Here is a 22,817-nt window from a genome sequence, read left to right on the forward strand (position 1 = left end):
GAAAGACATGCGAAATAACCCGCCAAAAACGCGAACCCAGACTGGACAATCATACCGCTAAACCATAATAAAGAGGCTATCCCATTATTTTTTGGAGACAGCCTCTTTATTATGCTTTGTTTTTCATTAGGAATTGGAGGGATACGGCTTCGGGGCCGGCGTGGGTCATGACGCTGGCGCTGGCGTAGGACGTGTACATCTGGGCGTTGGGGAACGCAGCCTTTAGCATGCCGATGATTTGGTTCGAATATTCCGACAAACCGTCATGCGTGATGCCGATCGCTTCAACATCCAAATATTTCTGCTTCAGGTCTTCGATAATCTCTTCATAGCGCTTGACGATAGCTTTTGTGCCGCGGCCTTTGATGTCAGTAGTCAATGCGCCGTCGATCATTTTCAGGTTAACTTTGATGTTCAACAGCGTTGTGATGCGACCCATCGTTTTTCCGATGCGTCCGCCCTTGACCATGTTTTCCAGGTTAACGATGCAGATGTACAGCAGGGTGCGGTCCTTGACGGCGGTGACACGAGGCAATGTTTCTTCCACTGTCAATCCTTCAGCGGCACACTTGGCCGCTTCCAATACCTGAAAGGCGGTAGCTCTGGCACAAAACTTCGAATCGATGACGGTGACTTTGCCATGGGCTAGTTTAGCCGCCTGGTGAGCAGAATTAACGGTTCCGCTCAGTGTTTCGGTTACATGGATGGACAAAACTTCGCTGCCATCAGCTGTCAATTCGTTGTATTTATCCAAAAAAGTGCCCATGGCTGGTTGGGATGATTTTGGCAATTCCTTGCTATTCATCATTTTTTCAAGAAACTCAGGTTTGGTTATGGTGACGCCGTCGTAATACAGCACGTTATCAATCATGGATGAAAGCGGGATAACGGTGATTCCATATCTGTCAATTTCTTCGGCGGACAATTCCGTTGTGGAATCGGTCACAATTTTGAAGTTTGGCATGATGATTCTCCTTCATTGCAGTCTTATTTCTTTAAGCATAGCAGATTTTCCAGGAAAAGTAACGCAGTTATCACTATGATTGTAAGCATATTCTTCTATTGTTGATGTTTTTTCGTGTAGAATAGATTATGCTATAATAGGTTAGTTGTAGAAGAAAGTAGGTTACAGACATATGGACGGAATATTACCTTTATGGAAAGAACGCGGCATGACAAGTCACGACTGCGTATTCAAACTTAGAAAAATACTGAAAACTAAAAAAGTGGGGCATACCGGTACACTGGATCCGGAAGTTGATGGCGTTTTGCCGATCTGCATCGGAAAAGCCACCAAAGTCGTCGAATTTTTGACTGACACGGACAAAGCTTACGAAGGGGAAATCACTATCGGAGTCGCCACAACGACTGAGGATAGCCAAGGCGAAACGATTGCGAAGACGGCGGTTGCGCAAGACCTGTCTTTGGCTGAAATCGATGCTGCGATGGAAGCCATGGTTGGCGAGAGCATCCAAGTTCCGCCGATGTATTCCGCGGTCAAGGTGAACGGAAAAAGGCTGTACGAATACGCCCGCAAAGGTTTGACCGTCGAAAGACCGCAAAGAAGCATCCACGTCATGAGTTTTGAGCGGATTTCAGAACCCGTCTATCATGCGGAAGAGCAAACGATGTCCTGGAGCTTTCGGGTAACTTGCGGAAAAGGGACCTATGTGCGGACCTTAGCTGTCGATTTGGGCGCATCATTGGGTTATCCGGCGTACATGTCCAGCCTGACGCGCACGATGAGCGGATCCTTCGCGAAGGATGATTGCCTGACCTTGCAGCAAGTGGCTGAAGCAATGGCAAATAACGAAATTGACGCGCATCTGAAGCCAATCGACTCGGTATTCGAAACGTATCATCAGATTGCGCTTGACGATGAACTGTGGGATAAGGTGAAAAATGGTGCGGTTCTTCCTAAAGATGGACCATTTGAAACCATGAAAGCCCCCGTTTTGTTCACCTACCAGGGAAAAATCGTGGCGATGTACGAACCGCATCCGACCAAATCCGGTTTCATCAAACCCAGAAAAATGTTCTTATCATAAACACCAAGGAGTTGCCTTAGCAATGGAAATAATGCATATACATCATCCCTATGACCAAACACTGATACCAGACGAGCAAGTCGTGTTGGCGTTGGGATACTTTGACGGCGTCCATCGAGGACATCAAGAAGTGATCAAAAGGGCAAAGGAAGTTGCCGAAAAGAAGAACCTCAAACTTGCCGTCATGAGCTTCAATCATCATCCGAGCATCGTTTTTCAGAAGATGAACCCGGAAACGATGCAGTATTTGTCGACCGTCAACCGCAAAGCCGAAATATTCGAAAGCTTGGGCGTTGATTATTTCTTCGTCGTCTCATTCACATCTGCCTTTGCCTCATTGAGACCGCAGGAATTTGTCGACCAATACATCAGCGGCCTGCATGCTGCCGCAGTCGTTGCCGGTTTCGATTACACCTATGGGCCCAGAGAAATCGCAAATATGAAGCAATTGGTGAATTATGCAAAGGGCCGCTTCGAAGTCATCGAAGTTGCCGAATTTAAGAACGAAGCCGAAAAAATCAGCTCCACCCATATCCGGGAAGCATTAGCCGAGGGGAATATGGAAAAAGCGAATGCATACTTAGGCTATATCTATCAGATCGACGGCACTGTCATCCATGGCGATGCACGAGGCAGACTATTGGGTTTCCCGACTGCCAATATCCAGACCGAAAAACACACACGCTTGCCTAGGAACGGCGTATACATCGTGAGCATCAGAGTGAACGGAACCTGGTACCGCGGCACGGCTTCTATCGGGCACAACATCACTTTTGAAGCTGGCCGCGATAAAACCGTGGAAGTATATATACTGGACTTCGATAAAATGATCTACGGTGAGGATGTAACTGTCAGATGGCATCATTTTATCCGTAGCGAAATCAAATTTTCCGGCGTTGACCAACTGATTGCGCAGCTTAAAAGTGATGAAGCCGATACGATCGCCTATTTTAAGGAACACCCAGTGGATGAGGTGACCCTCTAAATGGCAGCGGCTTATTTGCACATCCCTTTCTGCGAACACATCTGTTTTTATTGCGACTTCAACAAAGTGTTTTTGGAAGGCCAGCCGGTTGACGAATATGTGGATGCTTTAATAAAGGAAATGCAGCTGTCGAAGCAGCGGCATCCCAAAGAAGAGATCAGCACTTTCTATATCGGCGGCGGCACACCGACGACACTGAATGAGCGCCAGCTGGAGAAGCTGTTGAACGGCATCCGCAGCACCTACTCCTTGCCGAAGGGCGCCGAGTTCACGATGGAAGCCAATCCGGAAAGTATTTCTTTCGAGAAGCTGAAGATCATGCGTGATTATGGGGTCAATCGTTTGAGCATGGGGGTCCAATCATTTAATAACGACATTCTGAAAAAAATCGGCCGCATCCATACAGCCGAGCAAGTGTACACTTCTGTGGCCGATGCCCGCAGAGCCGGATTCGAAAACATGACCATCGATCTGATCTTCCGACTGCCGAATCAAACGATGGCTGATTTTGAAGACAGTCTTAAAAAAGCCTTGGAATTGGATTTGCCGCATTACTCGATCTACGCTTTGATCCTCGAGAATAAAACGGTTTTCTACAACTTGATGCGTCAGGGGAAACTGCCGTTGCCTTCGGAAGACACAGAGGCAGATATGTACGCCCTTGCCATCGAGACAATGTCAAGAAACGGCAGGAATCAATACGAAATCTCCAACTTTGCGTTGCCGGGCTATGAATCCCAGCACAATCTCACTTATTGGAAAAATGAGGCCTATTTCGGTTTCGGGGCAGGTGCTCACGGCTATATCGATGGGATCCGCTATCACAATCATGGACCAATCCAGCAGTATCTGGCGCCATTGCGCGAAAATAATCTGCCGATCATCCGACAGCAGCAGTTGTCGAAAAATGAACAGATGGAAGAAGAAATGATTCTGGGTCTGCGTACGATGGTTGGCGTCAGCCAAAAACATTTTGCCGATAAATTCCAGACACCGCTGTTGGACCAGTATGCCGCCGTCATCGCGGATTTAGTTGCGGACGGATTGCTACTGGTCGATGGCGACAGGATCCGATTGACCCAAAGAGGTGTTTTCCTCGGCAACGAAGTATTCCGTTCTTTCTTGATGTGAAATGCGTTCGATGCCAGTGGGGTGCCGATAATGTTATGAAAAATGATTGTATTCCGTTGACAAAGCCTGTAACCCGTGATAAATTTATTTATGGTTAGCACTCATTGTAGTCAAGTGCTAAAGTGAGGTGAAAATCTTGTTAACAGAAAGACAGTTGCTTATTTTGGATTTAATTGTCAGGCATTACATCGAATTCGAGGAGCCAATCGGTTCGAAGACGCTTCTTAAGGAATCTGCTTTGTCCTTGAGTTCCGCCACCATCCGTAACGAAATGATGCGGATTGAAGAACTGGGCTTCCTGGAAAAAATGCATTCTTCATCCGGCAGGATACCGTCCATCCAAGGCTACCGTTACTATGTGGATCAATTATTGGGCAAAGAAAGTGAAGAAGTTGCTGATGACGTCAAACAGACAATCAAACACGGTTTTCAGAATCCTTACCGGGAAGTGCAGCAAGTTGTCGAAAAATCAGCTGAAATGCTGTCCTTTTTGACGAATTACACTGCTTTGGCGATTGGGCCTGAAACAAAGGATAGCCGCTTGACGGGGTTCAGATTGGTTTCACTCAATGAAGGGCATGTGATGGCCATATTGGTTACTGATAAAGGACATGTGGAAAATCAGATTTTTTCTGTTTCGCCGGGCTTCTCAGCCTCTGAGATAGAAAAAATCGTAAACATCTTCAATCAGGAACTTGTAGGCCGCACACTGCAGGAAGTATTCATCAAACTGCAAACGGACATTCCGGTGATTATCCGGAAGTACGTCGATGCAAAAATCGATTTCACAGCGATCTTCAATGACATCGTTGCGAAGTTGGAGCATGACCGCTTTCATGTAGGTGGCAGCATGAATCTTCTGAACCATTTAGATGCGACGATGGACAAGAATAAAGTCAAAGCCATTTTAAGCATGCTGAATGGATCTCCAGACATCCATGCGCTTTTTTCAAACCCCAATGATGGCGTCGGCGTAAAGATTGGAACGGAATTGAATAATGAGCTGTTGCATAATTTTAGCCTGATCACGGCTACTTATGACACGGCCGGCAACGGTAAGGGCCTGATTGCATTACTGGGGCCAACCAATATGCCTTATCAAAAAATGATCAGTATCATGAAGTTTATGCGTTACGAACTTTCTGATAGCTTGAATGATCTGAACAAATAAGCACGACAAAGGAGATTTTGAAGTGGACAATAACGAAGAATTAGTGAACCAGGAACAAGCGACCGTTGAAACAACGGTTGTTGAAGGTCAAGAGACGGTTACGGAAGCAAGTGAGGTTGATACCTTGAAAGCAACCTTGTCCGAAACGGAGGATCGCTTGCTGCGCCTACAAGCTGAACTTGCCAATATTCAGAAGCGCAACGCAAAAGAAAGACAGGATGCGGCGAAATTCCGTTCCCAGTCTTTGGCACAGGAATTGTTGCCGGTAATGGACAGCTTGGAACGCGCATTAGCGATTGAAGTGGAAGATGAAAAATCTTTGAACCTGAAAAAAGGTTTGGAAATGGTCATGAACCTATTCACGGAAGCTTTCGCCAAAGAGGGTATTTCTCCAATCGATCCGATTGACCAACCTTTCGATCCAAATTTCCATCAATCCATTCAAATGCAACCGGCTGCTGAAGGTCAAGCGCCTGATGCAGTCGTCGCGGTAGTCCAAAAAGGCTACACCTTGAAAGAACGCGTTTTAAGACCCGCAATGGTTATTGTGGCAGAATAGTTTTATTGATAAACATAAAAATTTCATTATAGAGGGGAATAACATCATGAGCAAAATTATCGGTATTGACTTAGGAACAACAAACTCAGCTGTCGCTGTATTAGAAGGCGGAGAAGCTAAAATCATCCCAAATCCAGAGGGGAATCGTACGACACCATCTGTCGTTTCATTCAAAAACGGTGAAATCCAAGTGGGCGAGGTCGCTAAACGCCAAGCAGTGACTAATCCGAACACAATCAGCTCGATCAAACGCCACATGGGCGATGCTGGCTACAAAGTGGAAGTGGAAGGCAAAAGCTACACACCACAAGAAGTTTCAGCGATGATCCTTCAATATCTGAAAGGCTACGCAGAAGACTATCTAGGCGAAAAAGTTGATAAAGCCGTTATTACAGTTCCGGCTTACTTCAACGATGCACAGCGTCAAGCGACTAAAGATGCCGGAAGAATTGCCGGTCTGGAAGTAGAGCGTATCGTCAACGAGCCGACTGCTGCAGCTTTGGCATACGGTTTGGACAAAACTGATAAAGACGAAAAAATCCTTGTATTTGACTTGGGTGGCGGAACATTCGACGTTTCCATCCTTGAATTAGGCGATGGCGTATTTGATGTGTTGAGTACAGCCGGCGACAACAAATTAGGCGGAGATGACTTCGACAACAAAATCATCGATTACTTGGTTGCAGAATTCAAGAAAGAAAACGGAATCGACCTTTCAAACGACAAAATGGCGAAACAACGCCTGAAGGACGCTGCTGAAAAAGCCAAAAAAGATCTTTCTGGCGTAACTTCAACTCAAATCAGCTTGCCGTTCATCACTGCCGGCGAAGCAGGTCCGTTGCACATGGAATTGACGCTTACCCGCGCTAAATTCGATGAAATCACTTATGACTTGGTTGAACGTACAAAAGGACCTGTACGCCAAGCATTGAAGGATGCAGGTCTATCCACTTCCGAAATCGATGAAATCATCCTGGTCGGTGGCTCAACACGTATCCCTGCAGTCATCGAAGCAGTCCGTAAAGAAGCAGGCAAAGAGCCGAACAAATCCGTTAACCCAGATGAAGTTGTTGCAATGGGCGCTGCTATCCAAGGGGGAGTTATCTCCGGTGACGTAAAAGACATCGTATTATTGGACGTTACACCTTTATCATTGGGTATCGAAACAATGGGTGGCGTGTTCACTAAATTGATCGACCGCAATACGACAATCCCGACAAGCAAATCACAAGTATTCTCGACTGCAGCGGACAACCAGCCAGCTGTTGATGTCCATGTTTTGCAAGGCGAACGTCCGATGGCAGCAGACAACAAAACATTAGGTCGTTTCCAATTGACGGATATTCCATCAGCACCTCGTGGTGTTCCGCAAATCGAAGTATCATTTGATATAGACAAAAATGGTATCGTCAATGTTCGCGCTAAAGACTTGGGCACTCAAAAAGAACAAACAATCACCATCAAATCATCTTCCGGTCTGACTGACGAAGAAATCGAAAAAATGGTGAAAGATGCAGAAGCGAACGCTGAAGCAGACAAATTGCGCAAAGAAGAAGTTGAACTGCGCAACGAAGTGGATCAATTAATCTTCCAGACTGACAAAACTTTAAAAGAGCTAGACGGAAAAGTCGACGCTGATGAAGTGAAGAAAGCTGAAGAAGCTAGAGACGAACTGAAAGCAGCAGTCGAAGCAAATGATTTGGATCAAATGAAAACGAAGCGTGATGCTTTGAATGAGCTTGTTCAAAACCTGACTGTCAAACTTTATGAGCAAGCTGCTCAAGCGCAACAACAAGAAGGCGCACACGAGTCAGCGACTGACGATGGTGTCGTTGATGCCGATTTTGAAGAAGTAGATGACAAATAAGTCAACTCTAACGAGAGGAAGCCAACGCATAACTGCATTGGCTTCTCTCACTGTATAGAGACAAAATGTTCAGATGAAGCCAAGCAATGGAGGCGAAACAATGGCGAAAAGAGATTATTACGATGTCTTGGGTGTGTCGAAGGATGCCACAGACGATGAGATAAAAAAAGCTTACCGGAAACTTTCCAAGAAGTTCCACCCGGATATCAACAAAGAGGCGGGCGCAGAAGACAAATTCAAGGAGCTTGCAGAGGCGTATGAAGTCTTGAGCGATGGCAACAAACGCGCAGCCTATGACCAATACGGCCATGCCAGCACCGATCCCAATTTTGGCGCAGGCGGCGGTTATGGTGGCGGCGGCTTCGGCGGCTTCTCGGGCGGTTTTGAAGATATCTTTGATTCCTTTTTCGGAGGCGGCGGCGGTCGTGGCAGAAATCCGAACGCCCCCCGTCAAGGCTCTGATTTACAGTACCGTATCCACCTCACATTTGAAGAAGCGATTTTCGGGAAGAAAGAAACCATCCGTTACAAACGTGATGAAGAATGTAAAACCTGTAGTGGTTCCGGCGCAAAACCGGGCACACAACCGAAAACGTGTTCGAAATGTCATGGTTCAGGAGCTGTCGGTGTCGAAAGGAATACGCCTTTCGGCCGCGTAATGACGCAAGCAGTATGTGATGTCTGCAGCGGAACAGGCAAGGAAATCACGGAAAAATGTACTACGTGTTACGGACGTGGGCATGTTGAAACTGATCACTCTGTGGCAGTCACAATCCCCCCAGGTGTCGACGATGGACAACAGATGCGCTTGAACGGCCAAGGAGAAGTCGGCAGCAATGGCGGCCCGTATGGCGACCTCTATGTCGTTTTCCAAGTGGAACCAAGCGATATTTTCGATCGCGAAGGGACAGAGATCCATTACACGCTTCCAATCAGCTTCGCCCAAGCAGCTTTGGGTGACGAGATTGAAGTGCCGACTGTGCATGGCAAAGTCAAGTTGAAGATTCCTGCCGGGACACAAACGGGTACAAATTTCCGTCTGAAAGGCAAAGGGGCGCCACGCTTGCGTGGAACCGGAAATGGTGATCAGCACGTCAAAGTCACTGTTGTAACACCGAAGAACCTTAGCGAGAAGCAAAGAGAGGCAATCCGCGCATTCGCAGCAGCAGGCGGCGATACGTTGGTGGAAGATGACGCCAATTTTTTTGATAAAGTGAAGGACGCCTTCAAAAATAAAAAATAAGTTCGCTGAAAGAACCGATGCGTTGGAAACAACACAGCATCGGTTCTTTTTTTGTCCCTAGACTATTCTGTTAGAGTTATTGTAACTAACATGAGGACAAACAACACTTTTTTTATAGAAAAAGAGTAAATATTCGCTAATTTCCGTATGAAAGGGGTTACATTTCGAAGGAATAGGATTATAATGGAACTATCAAATAAAAGAGGTGACTTAAATGGCTACTATAGAATCGTTCAATAGAACCGAATTAAAGAAGTCCAACCCTTTACTTACGAAGTTCCGGACAACGGTCGAAACAGCTTTTTATGGCAAAAACATGCGGGAAGTCACGGACATGACGGAAGCCTATGAACTCGCGCTGAACGCTGACGGTGTGGTGGTGACCGACCTGCCTGTTCTCCATGCAAAAGAATTGGGGTTGCCGGATGATGCCAAGGTCCTTGTCGAAAACGGCGGCAGAATCATCGGCCGTACTGCCCGCGCCAAACGGATCATCGGAGAGAACAAGGAAGAAGACGAAATACTTCAAGCCATCATCATGGATGTCATTTATCAAAACAGACTTCGTCATTATTATAAAACGACAGGGTATGTAGGTTTGGATAAAGATTTCATCATCAAGGCGCATATCGCTTTTCCTGAAGGGAACGAAAACAATCTTTACTCCTGGCTATTGAACTTCCAGTGGGACAACCCGGAATATCAGGAAATGTATGCACATTCGAAAGCATACAACGAAGGCGACATCTACATCTATACGGATCCCGACTGGCGCCATCCAGATTATCCGCTAGGTGTGGCTGTGTTCGAGCCTGATAAAAACGTAGCTTGCATCCTCGGCATGCAATATTTTGGAGAGTTCAAAAAAGGCACATTAACGCTTGCTTGGGGAACGGGGCATCGCAATGGCTACGTTGCTTGTCATGGCGGACAAAAACACTTCCGCCTGCATGATGGCGGTTCCTATGTTGCTTCCTTCTTCGGGCTTTCGGGGTCGGGAAAATCGACTTTGACCCATTCGAAGCACGACAACAAATACGAAGTCAAAGTGCTGCATGATGATGCCTTCCTGATCGATTTGACGGATGGCTCCTCCATCGCTTTGGAACCTTCCTATTACGACAAAACTCAGGACTATCCCGCTGATCATCCTGAACAGAACTATTTCGTTACTGTCCAGAATGTGGGCGTGACAAAGGATCATGACGGCAAAATTGTGCTGGTCACGGAAGATATCCGCAACGGCAACGGACGGACGGTCAAATCACGTTATTCCACTCCGAACCGCGTGGATAAGTTCGAAGAACCAATCAATGCTGTCTACTGGATCATGAAGGACGATGCCTTGCCGCCTTTGGTGAAGGTGGACGAAGCGGTCTTGGCGGCAACATTCGGCACGACGTTGGCTACGAAACGCACGACTGCGGAAACACTGAAGAAAGGAGAGTCGACCGATACACTGGTCATCGAACCATTCGCAAATCCGTTCCGGGTCTATCCGTTGGTTGAAGATTATGCCGGCTTCAAAGAATTGTTGGCTCACGAAGATGTCGACTGCTACATCATCAATACTGGATTTTTCATGGGTAAAAAAATACCGAAGGAAGTGTCTCTAGGCGTCATTGAAAGTGTTGTTGAAGGGACAGCGTCATTCGTGCCATTCGGTGCTGCTCCGCATCTCAGCTATCTGCCGGTGGAAGGCTTCAACCCCGATTTTGATGACAAAGACTATACGAAGTTGGTGAGAAGACGCATGCAGCTGCGGGAAGATTTCTTGGAAGAATTCAATGCTGCCCATCCGAGTATGCCGCTGCCTGATGAATCCATCCAAGCATTGCAAAATATCATTGATGCTTTTTAAGTTTAAGAGGGAAAAGCGGAACGGGTTCGTTTAGCCCTGAAAGAAATTTAGGAAATCGTGCCGACTGAGCATCGTAGAGCGCAATAGGCACGATTTATCTAATTTCCGAAGGGTTAACCCGTGTAGCTAGACATCAATGTTGAATGCATGGAACATATTGGAAATTCGTGGAGCACCTACAGTGATGCACTTTTAGTTTAATAAAATTGACTTATTGCTTTATGTGTTCAGGAAAGAATCCGGTGGGGAGCCTCCGGATTCTTTTTTCGCTTATTATCCAAACAAAAGTGAGAAAGACTTGCCAATCTGAGTCGGCGTCTTGTCATAAATGCTTTAGATTGGTATAATTTTCAAGTGAACGAATGGACGTCAGAGAAAGTGAGCAACGATAAATGAACTTAGAAGAGATGAAGCAACGACAAAAAAAGATAAGAAATTTTTCCATCATTGCCCATATTGACCATGGGAAATCCACATTGGCGGATAGAATTCTCCAAATGACTGATACAGTCGCCGATCGTGATATGCAAGCACAATTATTGGATTCCATGGATCTCGAGAGAGAACGAGGCATCACCATAAAACTAAACGCCGTCGAATTGACTTACAGAGCCAATGACGGAGAAGATTACATCTTCCATCTGATCGATACACCGGGACACGTCGACTTTACGTATGAAGTATCCCGCAGTTTGGCAGCCTGCGAAGGGGCCATTCTGGTAGTGGATGCGGCGCAAGGAGTCGAAGCACAAACCCTTGCCAACGTTTATTTGGCTTTGGACAACAACCTGGAAATCGTGCCTGTCATCAATAAAATCGATTTGCCAGCTGCAGATCCTGAACGCGTAAGGGCTGAAGTTGAGGATGTCATCGGAATTGATGCCAGCGATGCGGTTTTGGCGAGCGCGAAAATCGGCTTGGGCATCCCTGAGCTGCTGGAACAGATCGTCGCAAAAGTCCCGGCTCCGGAAGGTGATTTGGAAGCACCTTTGCAAGCCTTAGTTTTTGACTCGATCTATGACCCATACCGGGGAGTCGTACTGAATATCCGGATCAAAAATGGTGTAGTCCGCCCGGGTGACATGATCAGATTCATGGCTAACGGCAAGGAGTATGAAGTCATCGAAGTAGGTATTTTCTCTCCGAAACCGATCAAACGCGACTTTTTGATGGTTGGGGACGTCGGCTATTTGACTGCCGGGATCAAAACGATCCAAGATACACAGGTTGGTGACACGGTTACTTTGGCGAACAATCCCGCCAGCGAAGCCCTGGCCGGCTACCGCAAAATGAACCCGATGGTGTACTGCGGTATTTACCCAGTTGATGCATCAGACTTCAACGACTTGCGTGAAGCTTTGGAAAAACTGCAATTGAACGATGCTTCTTTGCAGTTCGAGGCGGAATCATCGCAAGCGCTAGGATTCGGTTTCCGTACCGGATTTTTAGGGATGTTGCACATGGACGTTATCCAGGAACGGATCGAGCGCGAATTCGATCTGGATATCATCACGACAGCACCGTCTGTTATTTATCGCGTCAACAAAACCGATGGCGAATTTTTGGAAATCGACAACCCTTCGGAAATGCCCGATGCGACAACCATTGAAAGTGTCGAAGAACCGTATGTCAAAGCAAGCATGATGGTACCGAATGAGTATGTCGGCGCGGTCATGGATATCGCCCAGAAGAAACGCGGCAATTTCATTACGATGGATTATTTGGATGATTTCCGCGTCAATGTCGTCTATGAAATGCCCCTGTCAGAAATCATCTTTGATTTCTTCGACAGATTGAAATCAAGCACGAAGGGTTACGCTTCCCTTGATTATGAATTGATCGGCTACCGTCCAAGCAAACTGGTCAAGATGGACATCCTTTTGAACGGGGAAGCTGTCGATGCCTTGAGTTTGATCGTGCATCGCGATTTCGCCTATGCCCGCGGAAAGATAATCACAGAAAAACTGCGCGGATTGATTCCACGCCAACAGTTCGAGGTTCCGATCCAAGCGACAATCGGCAACAAGATTTTGGCAAGGACCACCATCAAAGCTTTGCGCAAAAACGTACTGGCTAAATGTTACGGCGGGGATATTTCCCGTAAGCGCAAATTGCTGGATAAACAAAAAGAAGGCAAGAAGCGCATGAAGCAAGTCGGATCCGTCGAGGTTCCACAAGAAGCCTTCATGGCCGTTCTGAAGATGGACGAGGATTAACCCAAAAGGGAGTCTGTAGATTCTTTGGAATAAATACAATTTGAGAACGCACCTGGAATATATAATAATCCAGGTGCGTTCTTTTTCAATTGAGAATGGGAATACCTAATTGAGAATGGGGCGTGTTCTGGTCAGCTGACTATCAGGGATTTTAAAACAAGGGATTTCCACATATTAAAGTATCAATGACATCCTACTGAAGAGCAGTCCGATTTTTAAATCGATAATCCCTATATTCCTAAAGGTTTTCGGAAGATCACATCCACTCTTTTAAAAAATGGAAAAATAATAATAGTTATCAGGTGTTAAAACTTGACCGTTAATGCCGGATTCTATATAGTTATTGATAGGGATTATTCTAAAATAATTATTATAATTGGAGGAATTGAAATGTCATTAATCGGAAAAGAAATAGTGGAATTTAAAGCGAATGCTTATCACAAAGGTGAATTTATTGAAGTTTCATCGGAAGACCTGAAAGGAAAATGGAGCATCGTCTGTTTTTACCCTGCGGACTTCACTTTCGTTTGCCCGACTGAATTGGAAGATCTTCAGGACCAATATCCAACTTTGCAAGGATTGGGAGTAGAGGTTTATTCCGTATCAACCGACACGCACTTCACGCATAAAGCATGGCACGACCATTCACCAGCTATTGGAAAAATCGAATATACTATGATCGGAGATCCATCGCATGCGATTTCGATCGGATTTGATGTCTTGGATGATGAAGGCCTGGCTCAACGCGGAACGTTCATCATCGATCCGGACGGCATCGTGCAGGCAGTGGAAATCAACGCTGACGGTATCGGCCGTGACGCAAGTGGTTTAATCGATAAAATCCGTGCAGGTCAATATGTCCGCACTCATCCAGGCGAAGTTTGCCCTGCAAAATGGAAAGAAGGCGCGGAAACATTGAAACCTAGCTTGGACTTGGTAGGTAAAATTTAAGGAGGCTTCCCATGGCATTAGATACAGAAATCAAAGGGCAACTCGGCCAATATCTGGAACTGTTGGAATCGGATGTTGTTTTCAAAGCCAGTCTGGGCGAGGATGAAAATTCCGGGAAAGTCAGTGAGTTTTTGCAGGAAATTGCCGGTATGTCGGAGAAGATTACTTTCGAAAATGCACCCTTAACCCGTACTCCCAGTTTTACGATTACACGTCCAGAAACGGAAAGCGGCATTACGTTCGCTGGACTTCCGTTGGGCCATGAGTTCACTTCGTTTATCCTGGCATTGCTGCAGGTAGGCGGAAGGGCTCCAAAAGTGGATGACAGCATTGTCAAGCGCATAAAAGCGATCGACAAAGAGCTCCATTTCGAGACTTATGTCAGCTTGACTTGTCATAACTGCCCGGATGTTGTCCAGGCATTGAACATCATGTCCGTGCTGAATCCGAAAATCTCCCACGTTATGATCGAGGGCGGCATGTTCAAGGATGAAATCGAAGCCAAGAAAATCATGGCTGTTCCGACTGTTTTCCTTAATGGGGAAGAGTTTGCCAGTGGCCGCATGACGATTGAGCAATTGATCGATAAAGCCGCCGGTCCGACAAGTGCGGATGAGTTCGCCGATAAGGATATTTTCGACGTCCTGGTGGTAGGTGGAGGCCCCGCAGGCAACAGCGCGGCCATATACGCTGCCCGTAAAGGCATCAAGACCGGCATGGTCGTCGAAACCTACGGAGGACAAGTCATGGACACTGTCGGCATCGAAAACATGATCGGGACGCCTTACACGGAAGGACCGAAGCTGATGGCGCAAGTGGAAGCACATGTGAATCAGTATAAGGTCGATATCATGAAAGGCCAACGCGCGACAAGTATCCGCAAAAATGACCTGATCGAGGTTGAGCTGGAAAACGGCGCAGTACTCAAAGCCAAGACCGCTATTCTTACAGTCGGCGCGCATTGGCGCAATGTCAACGTTCCCGGTGAGGAAGAGTTCCGCACGAAAGGTGTGACCAACTGTCCGCATTGCGATGGTCCGTTGTTTGCAGGGAAAGACGTTGCTGTCATCGGCGGCGGCAATTCCGGAATAGAAGCGGCGATCGATTTGGCCGGTTTGGCGAAACACGTATACGTGCTCGAGTTCTTGCCGGAATTGAAAGCCGATCAAGTATTGCAGGACCGTGTCCATGCTTTGAAGAACGTCACAGTCATAACCAATGTGGCGACGAAGGCAATCACCGGGACCGAACAAGTGGAAGCCATCTCCTACGTGGACCGCGCTACGAATGAGGAGCACACCATCGCACTTGAAGGTGTATTCGTTCAAATCGGCTTGGTTCCAAACACGGCTTGGTTGAAGGATTCTGGCGTTGCGTTGAATGAACGTGGCGAAGTAATCGTCGACAACCATGGTTCAACCAATCTGGATGGCGTATTTGCTGCCGGAGATTGCACAAACAGTGCTTACAAACAAATCATCATCTCGATGGGTGCCGGAGCGACTGCCGCTTTGGGCGCATTCGATCACCTGATCCGTCAATAAGCTCAAATCCAGAAAGGGATTTCATTTTGAATTCCTTTCTGGATTTTTTGATTTGCGGTAAATGTAAGCAGTTTTATCGATGGGATGTCCATAAAACACGTTCTTTCTCTGGGTCTATGTGCTAAAATGTATGTAAACATGAAGAATTTGGAGTGATGGTTTTGAAGACGGATATCGAGATAGCTCAAGCAAATGAGATGCTTCCGATCAAAGAAGTAGCGGCAACCCTTTCCCTGACAGAAGATGATCTGAAATTGTACGGCAAATACAAGGCAAAAGTGGACATCAAGAAAATCAATTCCTTGAGTGAAGAGGCGGACGGCAAGTTGATCCTTGTCACGGCCATCAATCCTACCCCGGCTGGCGAAGGCAAATCAACCGTAACAGTCGGACTAGGAGATGCGCTGACGCGCATCGGCAAGAAAGCGATGATCGCGATGCGAGAGCCTTCATTAGGGCCGACTATGGGCGTCAAAGGCGGAGCGGCGGGCGGCGGTTATGCGCAAGTGCAACCGATGCAAGACATCAACTTGCATTTCACTGGCGATATGCATGCCATCACGGCGACGAACAATACCTTATCAGCTTTGATTGATAATCATATTCAACAAGGTAATGCCTTGAACATCGATCAACGTCGGATCACATGGAAGCGCGTTTTGGACATCAACGACCGTGCTTTGCGAAACATCGTCATCGGATTGGGCGGACCGATCCAAGGCGTTCCCCGCCAGGACGGCTTCGATATTACTGTAGCGAGCGAAATCATGGCGATCCTGTGCTTATCGACTTCGTTGACGGATCTGAAGAACCGGATCGGCAATATTGTCATCGGCTATACGTTTGATCGCTTACCCGTCACCGTCAGAGACTTGAAAGTGGAAGGTGCATTGACCTTGTTGATGAAGGATGCATTGGAGCCGAATCTGGTGCAGACATTGTATCATACGCCGGCATTTGTGCATGGCGGACCGTTCGCCAATATCGCGCACGGATGCAACAGCGTATTGGCAACAAAAACAGCCCTGAAATTGGCCGATTACGTCATCACGGAAGCCGGATTCGGAGCCGACCTGGGTGCTGAAAAGTTCATGGACATCAAAGTGCCGCAATTAGGCAAAAGCCCGGATGCAGTCGTTATCGTGGCGACCGTGCGCTCGTTGAAGATGCACGGGGGCGTGTTGGTGAAAGACCTCAACAGTGGCGAAAATGTCGAAGCGGTCAAAGCCGGCTTCGCAAATCTGCAGAAGCATATCGAAAACATGCAACAATACGGTGTGCCTGTCGTTGTGGCGCTGAACGAATTCACGAATGACACTGCAACGGAAATTGAAGCAGTTGTCGGCCTCTGCGCGGCTCAGGATGTCGAATGTATCCAGACAGCGGTTTGGGCAAAAGGTGCTGAAGGCGGAGAAGCATTGGCGAATGCTGTCGTTAAAGCAATCGACGAAAACACAAAGGCCTTCGTTCCTCTATATGTGGCAGAAGATAGCAGCATCGAAGAAAAAATCGAGACGATCGTGACAAAAATCTATGGCGGCAAAACTGTCATCTATTCCAAAGAAGCCAAAAATCAACTGCGTCAATACAAGAAGAATGGCTGGGATCGTTTGCCGGTATGTATGGCAAAAACTCAGTATTCCTTATCAGATGACCAGAAAGCAATCGGTCGTCCGGAAAACTTCGACATCACCATCCGTTCCTTTATACCAAAAATCGGAGCCGGGTTTGTCGTTGCGTTGACGGGGGATATCCTGACCATGCCGGGTCTGCCGAAAGAACCGGCTGCTTTGCGCATGGACGTCACCGAAGACGGAGTCGTTACCGGATTGTTCTAATTTTATAAAAATCGTAAAAATAGAGAGGGAAACCTCTCTATTTTTTTGACGAAAAGTGCTTCCAAAATACGGCTTGATTTTTGGGCCTTCAATGTCCCGCTGCCCAGCCGGATATGTTACAATGTCAAGAGACTATCAAGATCCCTGAACATAAAACGACATGGATTGAAAACAAAGGATGAATGCCACATATGAAAGACTTTAACGCCATTGAGTTAGAAAAATCCTACGGGATGAAGAAACTCTTCAATAAAATATCCTTCACGATCCGTGAAGGCGAACATATCGGCCTGATCGGTCAGAACGGAACCGGCAAAAGTTCCTTGCTGGAGATCATCGCGGGAATCGAAACCCCGGATGCCGGAAGCCTGGAAGTGCCCAGTGATTATCGTGTCGGTTACCTGGCGCAAGAACCACAACTGAACAAAGAATCGACTGTTTTTGAAGCGGTCTATGAAGGCGAAGCGCCCATCATCAAGACGGTCCGCGCCTACGAGGAAGCTTTGGAATTGCTGGTGAACGACAGTCTGAATCCTGATTACCAGGACCGTTACAGCAAGGCCGAAGCCGACATGAATGCGCAAAATGCTTGGCAAACGGAAGTTCAGATCAAATCCATCCTGAACAGGTTGGGTTTGGATGACATCACGAAAAAAGTAGGCGAGCTATCCGGTGGACAACGGAAACGCGTCGGCTTGGCGCAAGTGCTGATCCAAGCGCCGGACCTTTTATTGTTGGATGAACCGACCAACCATCTTGACATGGATTCGATCACATGGCTGGAAAACTATCTTGCCCAATACAAAGGCTCTGTACTTTTGGTGACCCATGACCGCTACTTCCTCGAGAATGCTGTGACGAAAATCATCGAACTGAAGAACGGCGGAGTGGAAGTCTACACAGGCAACTACGAAGATTATTTGTTTCAGAAGAGCGAACGCGAGGCCATCCAGCAAAAAATGGACGAGAAGCAGCTGAAATTGTACAAGAGTGAACTGCAATGGATGCGCAAGGGCGCCAAAGCCAGGACGACAAAGCAACAGGCACGTATCCACCGTTTTGAGGATTTGGAAAAGGTCACGCAACAAAGCACGACCGATGCCAAACTCGAAATCCAATTGGATGGTTCCCGTTTGGGCAAACGCGTCTTCAATCTGGAACATATCTCGCTTTTTGCGGGAGACAAACAGGTTCTTAACGATTTTTCCTATATATTCCAGTCGAACGATCGCATCGGCATCGTCGGCAAGAATGGGGCAGGCAAGACAACCTTGCTGAATATGTTGGCAGGCGAAACAGAAATTGCCGCCGGAAATCTGATCATCGGAGAGACCGTCAAAATAGCCTATTACAAACAACTTTCCGAAGTGCTCCCTGACGACAAACGCGTCATCAATTATTTGCAGGAAATCGCGGAAGAGGTGAAATTAAGCGACGGCATCATCGTCAGCGTCAAGGAGATGCTAGAGACTTTCCTCTTCCCGCGCGAAACGCACGGTAGCTTAATCAGTTCGTTATCTGGTGGGGAAAAGCGCCGTCTTTACTTATTGAAGTTGCTGATGACAAAACCGAATGTGCTGCTTATGGATGAGCCTACGAACGACTTGGATATCGATACGCTGACGGTATTGGAGGACTACTTGAATAGCTTTGGCGGAGCCGTCATCACCGTTTCGCATGACCGCTATTTCTTGGATAAAGTGGCCGACAAGCTGTTGATCCTGAATGATGAAGGCAAACCGGACGTATTCTTTGGGGATATGAGCGAATATTTGCTGGTATCCAGTCAAAAAGGCAGCGAAACCGCTAAACAGCAAAACAAAAAAGCTGCAGCAACTATCGCGTCTCAGGATGCGGTCACGGAAAAGACCAAATGGACCTACTTGGAGCAGAAGGAATGGGAAACGATCGAGGACGACATTGCCGTACTTGAGGAAACAGGGCAGACATTGCAGAGCGCGATGGCCGAAAATGCTTCGAACTTTGAAAATTTGACCCAATTGCAACAGGAACTGGACAACGCGGAAGCTGCGCTTGCCGAAAAATGGGAACGCTGGGAATATCTCAGCCAATTCGCTAAAGATTAATGTACATAGGAGAACAAAGATGACAAAACAATATTTGGATTTAGCAAGAACCGTCCTGGAAACAGGCGCAACGAAACACGACCGTACCGGCACCGGCACGAAAAGCATCTTCGGCCATCAAATGCGTTTCGACCTCGCTGAAGGCTTCCCGATTCTGACGACTAAGAAAGTCGCTTTCGGCCTCATCAAAAGTGAATTGTTGTGGTTCCTTAAGGGCGACACGAACATCAAATACCTGTTGGAAAACAACAACCACATCTGGGATGAGTGGGCATTCGAGCGCTATGTGAAATCAGCAGATTACACAGGGCCGAATATGGATGACTTCGGTCACCGGGTCCTGAAGGAAGAAGGTTTTAAAGCTAGCTATGATGTCGAAATGGCTAAATTCCGGGAAAGGATTTTGATCGATGCGGCCTTTGCAGCCAAACACGGGGAATTGGGCAACATTTATGGGTCCCAATGGCGTCGCTGGAAAACGACGCAAGGCGACTTCATCGATCAGATCAGCGATGTCATCGAAATGATCAAAACGAACCCTGATTCAAGAAGATTGATGGTTTCAGCCTGGAATCCAGAAGACATCCCTTCGATGGCCTTGCCGCCTTGCCATACACTGTTCCAATTCTATGTGGCGGATGGAAAGCTCAGCTGCCAACTATACCAAAGAAGCGCGGATATCTTTTTGGGAGTGCCCTTCAACATAGCCAGCTACGCTTTGTTGACGCATTTGATCGCAAATGAAACAGGTCTTGAAGTTGGGGAATTCATCCACACATTCGGGGATGCCCATCTTTATCTGAATCATATCGAACAGATCGAGCTACAACTTTCCAGGGAGCCTTTCGCTTTGCCAAAGCTGGTGCTGAAGCATCCAGAAAAATCCATTTTTGAAATGGAAAAAGAAGATATCGTCCTGGAAGGCTACAAGAGCCACCCGGGCATAAAAGCACCAATCGCTGTATAAATTTTCATTACACCGAGGAAAAGGAGGTTGCCGCCATCAGAATCCGTTTAGGGTCCTGATCGGTTCGGGCGTTGGCTCGGCTGCGCGGCAAAACATAAGATGATCGCACTATTATGGGCTGAAGACGACAACGGAATCATCGGAAAAGGCGGAACATTGCCTTGGCACTTGCCGAATGATCTGAAGTATTTCAAAGAAAAAACACTGAATAAAAAAATCGTGATGGGCAGAAAAACGTTTGAGGGGATGGGGTCACGCCCCCTGCCCAGAAGAGAGAACATCATCCTCACAAGGCAAACCGACTATTCGCATCCGGGGGTTACCGTTCTCCATGAAGTGGATGAGGTATTGGCACTGAACAATGCAGAGGACACGCTTTTCATCATCGGCGGCAGCGAAATTTTTGAGCTGTTCTTGCCTTTCGCGGATATCCTGTACCAAACCGTCATACATGCCGACTTTGACGGAGACACTTATTTTCCGACAACAGACTGGAACGAGTGGGAATTAGCCTCGTCAACCTTAGGCGTTGTTGATGACAAAAACCGCTACGAACATGAATTCAATGTCTTCAAACGGGTGAATTAAGCAAAAAGGGCTGACTCCAATTAAAGAGTCAGCCCAATTTTTGCTTTTTGATCGATCTTAGACGTAAAGCAATATGCCGAAGTACATGAAAGCGGCGCCTGCCAAAACGAAGAGGTGCCAAATGACATGCATAAAACCATATTTTTTGTTCGAGTAAAAAATAGTCCCCAAACTGTAACTCAACCCGCCTAAAGCGATGAGCACAATGCCGTTCAGGCCGAGTGTCTGATACATAGGTTGAATAATGAACAGCGCCATCCACCCCATACCCAAGTATAAGAGGGTGGAAATTCCGTTGAATTTTCCGACGAAAAAGATCTTCAGGATAATGCCGATGATTGCGATTGCCCAAACTGCAATGAACAAGGCTTTGCTTTGGCCGTTACGGACCGCAATCAAACAAAACGGCGTATACGTCCCTGCAATCAACAAATATATGGCTGCGTGATCGATGTAGCGGAAAATCTTTTGAAACCGGGTCATACTGAAACTGTGATAGAGCGTCGACGACAGAAAAAGCAAGATCATCGAAGCACCATAAATGGCATAAGCAACGACTTCTGTAACGTTTCCTGATTGGGATCCCTTCAAAATGAGTAAGACGCATCCTGCGATGCTAAGCAAGGTTCCGATTCCATGTGTTACGGCATTCAACACTTCGTTTACGATGATTTTGCGTCTGCCTTCTGTTTGCGGAAAAGTAGTCACATTCATTCCTCCTTGTTGCCTGTCAGCAATTGTTTTTTGGCCAATAAAAAAACAGTCTCCAACAACGTCCTTCTGAATGCATTATAGCACATTAAATGGTAAGATTTAAGAAAATAGCAGTATCTCTCCCACCTGAAAATAACAGAGGGTTTCACGGGAATATTTTAAAAGGGGCGAATAGAATGGGAACCAATCAACAAAGAAGTGCGAAAAACAGCCCGAATCCATGGAAAATTGCTTTCGTCACATTGGCGCTCGTGCTGGTCATTGCGGTGGTTTGGTTTTTCTCGAAAATCACGATGGATCAACCTGCTCAATCTGCAACTGAGGCACAAGTCACAGCTCAATCAGAGGATCAGCTCTCGGTTGGCGTTTCCCTGAGCAATACCGAATTGGCGGTCATCGCCAACGAATATATGAAATCCGAGGAGAGCCTGGCCGGGTATTCGGTGGCAATAACGGATCTGGTGACTTTAAAAGGTGAAACCGTGCTGCTGGGGCTTTCGATTCCGTTTGCTTTATCAGGAGAGCCGCATGCGACAACGGACGGCAATCTGCAGATGAAGGTGACGGACATTTCCCTGGGCGGGCTTTCTTTGCCCGAAAAAGAAGCCTTGAGTCTGTTGGCTCAATTTTTGACGTTGCCGGCATTCGTCAACTTGGATGCGGGCTCGGAAACTGTGCTGATAAACTTGGCCAGCATGGATCTGCCGAAAGAAAGTGCCATCCGTTTGCTTTCCATCGATAAAGGGACGAAAGAATATTCATTTGAAGTAACCATACCAACAGAAAATTTGATAGAATAGAAAGAGGCCTAATTTATGAGACAATCTTTTTACCTTTTCATTCTCACGTATAGAGACCCATACAAAAAAGACGACAAAACAGCATTTGCGAATCGGGTTTCCGAGGATATCGGTTTTCCAAAGCAAATGACCGATTACCACGAACTTGCCGATTACCTGGAGTTGAGCGGAGAGTATACAGAGTTCATGTCCGTCTTTGATGAGTTGTTTGACGTATACGTCGAGAGGAACAGAAATTAGATAAAGA

At 46.8% G+C, this 22,817-nt stretch carries 19 protein-coding genes; 17 read left to right on the forward strand and 2 right to left on the reverse strand.

Going from position 1 to position 22,817, the window contains the following annotated elements:
- Nucleotides 1–109: 109 nt before the first annotated feature.
- Entirely contained in the window at nucleotides 110–964 is an 855-nt protein-coding gene (locus BLV66_RS01980; protein ID WP_086985072.1) for a DegV family protein, read from the reverse strand.
- A 172-nt stretch (nucleotides 965–1,136) separates the two neighbouring features.
- On the opposite strand from BLV66_RS01980, the gene truB reads away from it, so the two are divergent.
- The 15 genes from truB (at nucleotide 1,137) to BLV66_RS02055 (ending at nucleotide 21,056) form a co-directional block, all read left to right on the forward strand.
- The gene (gene truB / locus BLV66_RS01985; RefSeq protein WP_086985070.1) at nucleotides 1,137–2,048 is read left to right on the forward strand and encodes a tRNA pseudouridine(55) synthase TruB; all 912 of its coding nucleotides are present in this window, start codon (nucleotides 1,137–1,139) and stop codon (nucleotides 2,046–2,048) included.
- Between the two features lie 22 nt (nucleotides 2,049–2,070).
- Nucleotides 2,071–3,033 (forward strand): riboflavin biosynthesis protein RibF, encoded by a 963-nt coding sequence (gene ribF, locus BLV66_RS01990; RefSeq protein ID WP_086985068.1) that lies wholly within the window; start codon nucleotides 2,071–2,073, stop codon nucleotides 3,031–3,033.
- Nucleotides 3,034–4,164, forward strand: a complete 1,131-nt coding sequence (gene hemW, locus BLV66_RS01995; protein WP_086985066.1) for a radical SAM family heme chaperone HemW — start codon at nucleotides 3,034–3,036, stop codon at nucleotides 4,162–4,164.
- A gap of 136 nt (nucleotides 4,165–4,300) precedes the next feature.
- Nucleotides 4,301–5,335: a heat-inducible transcriptional repressor HrcA gene (gene hrcA / locus BLV66_RS02000; protein ID WP_086985064.1), complete on the forward strand. Its 1,035-nt coding sequence runs from the start codon at nucleotides 4,301–4,303 to the stop codon at nucleotides 5,333–5,335.
- Nucleotides 5,336–5,357: 22 nt separating this feature from the next.
- On the forward strand, nucleotides 5,358–5,894 hold the full coding sequence (grpE, locus tag BLV66_RS02005; RefSeq protein ID WP_086985062.1) for a nucleotide exchange factor GrpE: 537 nt from the start codon (nucleotides 5,358–5,360) through the stop codon (nucleotides 5,892–5,894).
- A gap of 46 nt (nucleotides 5,895–5,940) precedes the next feature.
- Entirely contained in the window at nucleotides 5,941–7,761 is a 1,821-nt protein-coding gene (gene dnaK / locus BLV66_RS02010; protein WP_086985060.1) for a molecular chaperone DnaK, read from the forward strand.
- A 100-nt stretch (nucleotides 7,762–7,861) separates the two neighbouring features.
- Nucleotides 7,862–9,004, forward strand: coding sequence for a molecular chaperone DnaJ (gene dnaJ, locus BLV66_RS02015; RefSeq protein ID WP_086985058.1), 1,143 nt, complete (start codon nucleotides 7,862–7,864; stop codon nucleotides 9,002–9,004).
- Between the two features lie 214 nt (nucleotides 9,005–9,218).
- The gene (locus tag BLV66_RS02020; protein WP_086985057.1) at nucleotides 9,219–10,865 is read left to right on the forward strand and encodes a phosphoenolpyruvate carboxykinase (ATP); all 1,647 of its coding nucleotides are present in this window, start codon (nucleotides 9,219–9,221) and stop codon (nucleotides 10,863–10,865) included.
- Nucleotides 10,866–11,257: 392 nt separating this feature from the next.
- Nucleotides 11,258–13,081, forward strand: coding sequence for a translation elongation factor 4 (gene lepA, locus BLV66_RS02025; protein WP_086985055.1), 1,824 nt, complete (start codon nucleotides 11,258–11,260; stop codon nucleotides 13,079–13,081).
- Between the two features lie 390 nt (nucleotides 13,082–13,471).
- A complete protein-coding gene (gene ahpC / locus BLV66_RS02030) occupies nucleotides 13,472–14,032 on the forward strand; it encodes an alkyl hydroperoxide reductase subunit C (protein WP_086941524.1) in 561 nt (186 codons plus the stop codon).
- Nucleotides 14,033–14,043: 11 nt separating this feature from the next.
- Nucleotides 14,044–15,576 carry an alkyl hydroperoxide reductase subunit F gene (gene ahpF, locus BLV66_RS02035; RefSeq protein WP_086985054.1) on the forward strand — a complete coding sequence of 511 codons (1,533 nt, stop codon included), beginning with the start codon at nucleotides 14,044–14,046 and terminating at the stop codon, nucleotides 15,574–15,576.
- Nucleotides 15,577–15,737: 161 nt separating this feature from the next.
- Nucleotides 15,738–17,414, forward strand: a complete 1,677-nt coding sequence (locus BLV66_RS02040) for a formate--tetrahydrofolate ligase (RefSeq protein WP_086985985.1) — start codon at nucleotides 15,738–15,740, stop codon at nucleotides 17,412–17,414.
- A 191-nt stretch (nucleotides 17,415–17,605) separates the two neighbouring features.
- Complete coding sequence (locus BLV66_RS02045; RefSeq protein WP_086985052.1) at nucleotides 17,606–19,501, forward strand: ABC-F family ATP-binding cassette domain-containing protein; 1,896 nt, start codon at nucleotides 17,606–17,608, stop codon at nucleotides 19,499–19,501.
- Nucleotides 19,502–19,520: 19 nt separating this feature from the next.
- Nucleotides 19,521–20,468 (forward strand): thymidylate synthase, encoded by a 948-nt coding sequence (locus BLV66_RS02050; RefSeq protein ID WP_086985051.1) that lies wholly within the window; start codon nucleotides 19,521–19,523, stop codon nucleotides 20,466–20,468.
- A 99-nt stretch (nucleotides 20,469–20,567) separates the two neighbouring features.
- The gene (locus BLV66_RS02055) at nucleotides 20,568–21,056 is read left to right on the forward strand and encodes a dihydrofolate reductase (RefSeq protein ID WP_086985049.1); all 489 of its coding nucleotides are present in this window, start codon (nucleotides 20,568–20,570) and stop codon (nucleotides 21,054–21,056) included.
- Between the two features lie 57 nt (nucleotides 21,057–21,113).
- On the opposite strand, the gene trhA is transcribed toward BLV66_RS02055, so the two are convergent.
- Nucleotides 21,114–21,764 carry a PAQR family membrane homeostasis protein TrhA gene (trhA, locus tag BLV66_RS02060; protein WP_245826645.1) on the reverse strand — a complete coding sequence of 217 codons (651 nt, stop codon included), beginning with the start codon at nucleotides 21,762–21,764 and terminating at the stop codon, nucleotides 21,114–21,116.
- Nucleotides 21,765–21,946: 182 nt separating this feature from the next.
- Between trhA and BLV66_RS02065 the strand changes: the two genes are divergently transcribed.
- Both BLV66_RS02065 and BLV66_RS02070 read left to right on the forward strand, forming a co-directional pair.
- Nucleotides 21,947–22,570: a YpmS family protein gene (locus tag BLV66_RS02065; RefSeq protein ID WP_176974093.1), complete on the forward strand. Its 624-nt coding sequence runs from the start codon at nucleotides 21,947–21,949 to the stop codon at nucleotides 22,568–22,570.
- A 15-nt stretch (nucleotides 22,571–22,585) separates the two neighbouring features.
- Nucleotides 22,586–22,810 carry a YozE family protein gene (locus BLV66_RS02070; protein WP_086985045.1) on the forward strand — a complete coding sequence of 75 codons (225 nt, stop codon included), beginning with the start codon at nucleotides 22,586–22,588 and terminating at the stop codon, nucleotides 22,808–22,810.
- Nucleotides 22,811–22,817 lie beyond the last annotated feature (7 nt).

The organism is Trichococcus collinsii, assembly GCF_900107505.1.
Classification (GTDB): Bacteria; Bacillota; Bacilli; order Lactobacillales; family Aerococcaceae; genus Trichococcus; species Trichococcus collinsii.

Excerpts from the sequence above, each read along its gene's own strand:
- lepA (WP_086985055.1), top strand. The coding sequence starts at position 11,258 with ATGAACTTAGAAGAGATGAAGCAACGACAAAAAAAGATAAGAAATTTT.
- ahpF (WP_086985054.1), top strand. The coding sequence starts at position 14,044 with ATGGCATTAGATACAGAAATCAAAGGGCAACTCGGCCAATATCTGGAA.
- BLV66_RS02065 (WP_176974093.1), top strand. The coding sequence starts at position 21,947 with ATGGGAACCAATCAACAAAGAAGTGCGAAAAACAGCCCGAATCCATGG.
- BLV66_RS02050 (WP_086985051.1), top strand. The coding sequence starts at position 19,521 with ATGACAAAACAATATTTGGATTTAGCAAGAACCGTCCTGGAAACAGGC.
- dnaJ (WP_086985058.1), top strand. The coding sequence starts at position 7,862 with ATGGCGAAAAGAGATTATTACGATGTCTTGGGTGTGTCGAAGGATGCC.
- BLV66_RS02045 (WP_086985052.1), top strand. The coding sequence starts at position 17,606 with ATGAAAGACTTTAACGCCATTGAGTTAGAAAAATCCTACGGGATGAAG.
- dnaK (WP_086985060.1), top strand. The coding sequence starts at position 5,941 with ATGAGCAAAATTATCGGTATTGACTTAGGAACAACAAACTCAGCTGTC.
- BLV66_RS02055 (WP_086985049.1), top strand. The coding sequence starts at position 20,568 with ATGATCGCACTATTATGGGCTGAAGACGACAACGGAATCATCGGAAAA.
- ahpC (WP_086941524.1), top strand. The coding sequence starts at position 13,472 with ATGTCATTAATCGGAAAAGAAATAGTGGAATTTAAAGCGAATGCTTAT.
- ribF (WP_086985068.1), top strand. The coding sequence starts at position 2,071 with ATGGAAATAATGCATATACATCATCCCTATGACCAAACACTGATACCA.
- BLV66_RS01980 (WP_086985072.1), bottom strand. The coding sequence starts at position 964 with ATGCCAAACTTCAAAATTGTGACCGATTCCACAACGGAATTGTCCGCC.
- BLV66_RS02070 (WP_086985045.1), top strand. The coding sequence starts at position 22,586 with ATGAGACAATCTTTTTACCTTTTCATTCTCACGTATAGAGACCCATAC.
- hemW (WP_086985066.1), top strand. The coding sequence starts at position 3,034 with ATGGCAGCGGCTTATTTGCACATCCCTTTCTGCGAACACATCTGTTTT.
- BLV66_RS02020 (WP_086985057.1), top strand. The coding sequence starts at position 9,219 with ATGGCTACTATAGAATCGTTCAATAGAACCGAATTAAAGAAGTCCAAC.
- truB (WP_086985070.1), top strand. The coding sequence starts at position 1,137 with ATGGACGGAATATTACCTTTATGGAAAGAACGCGGCATGACAAGTCAC.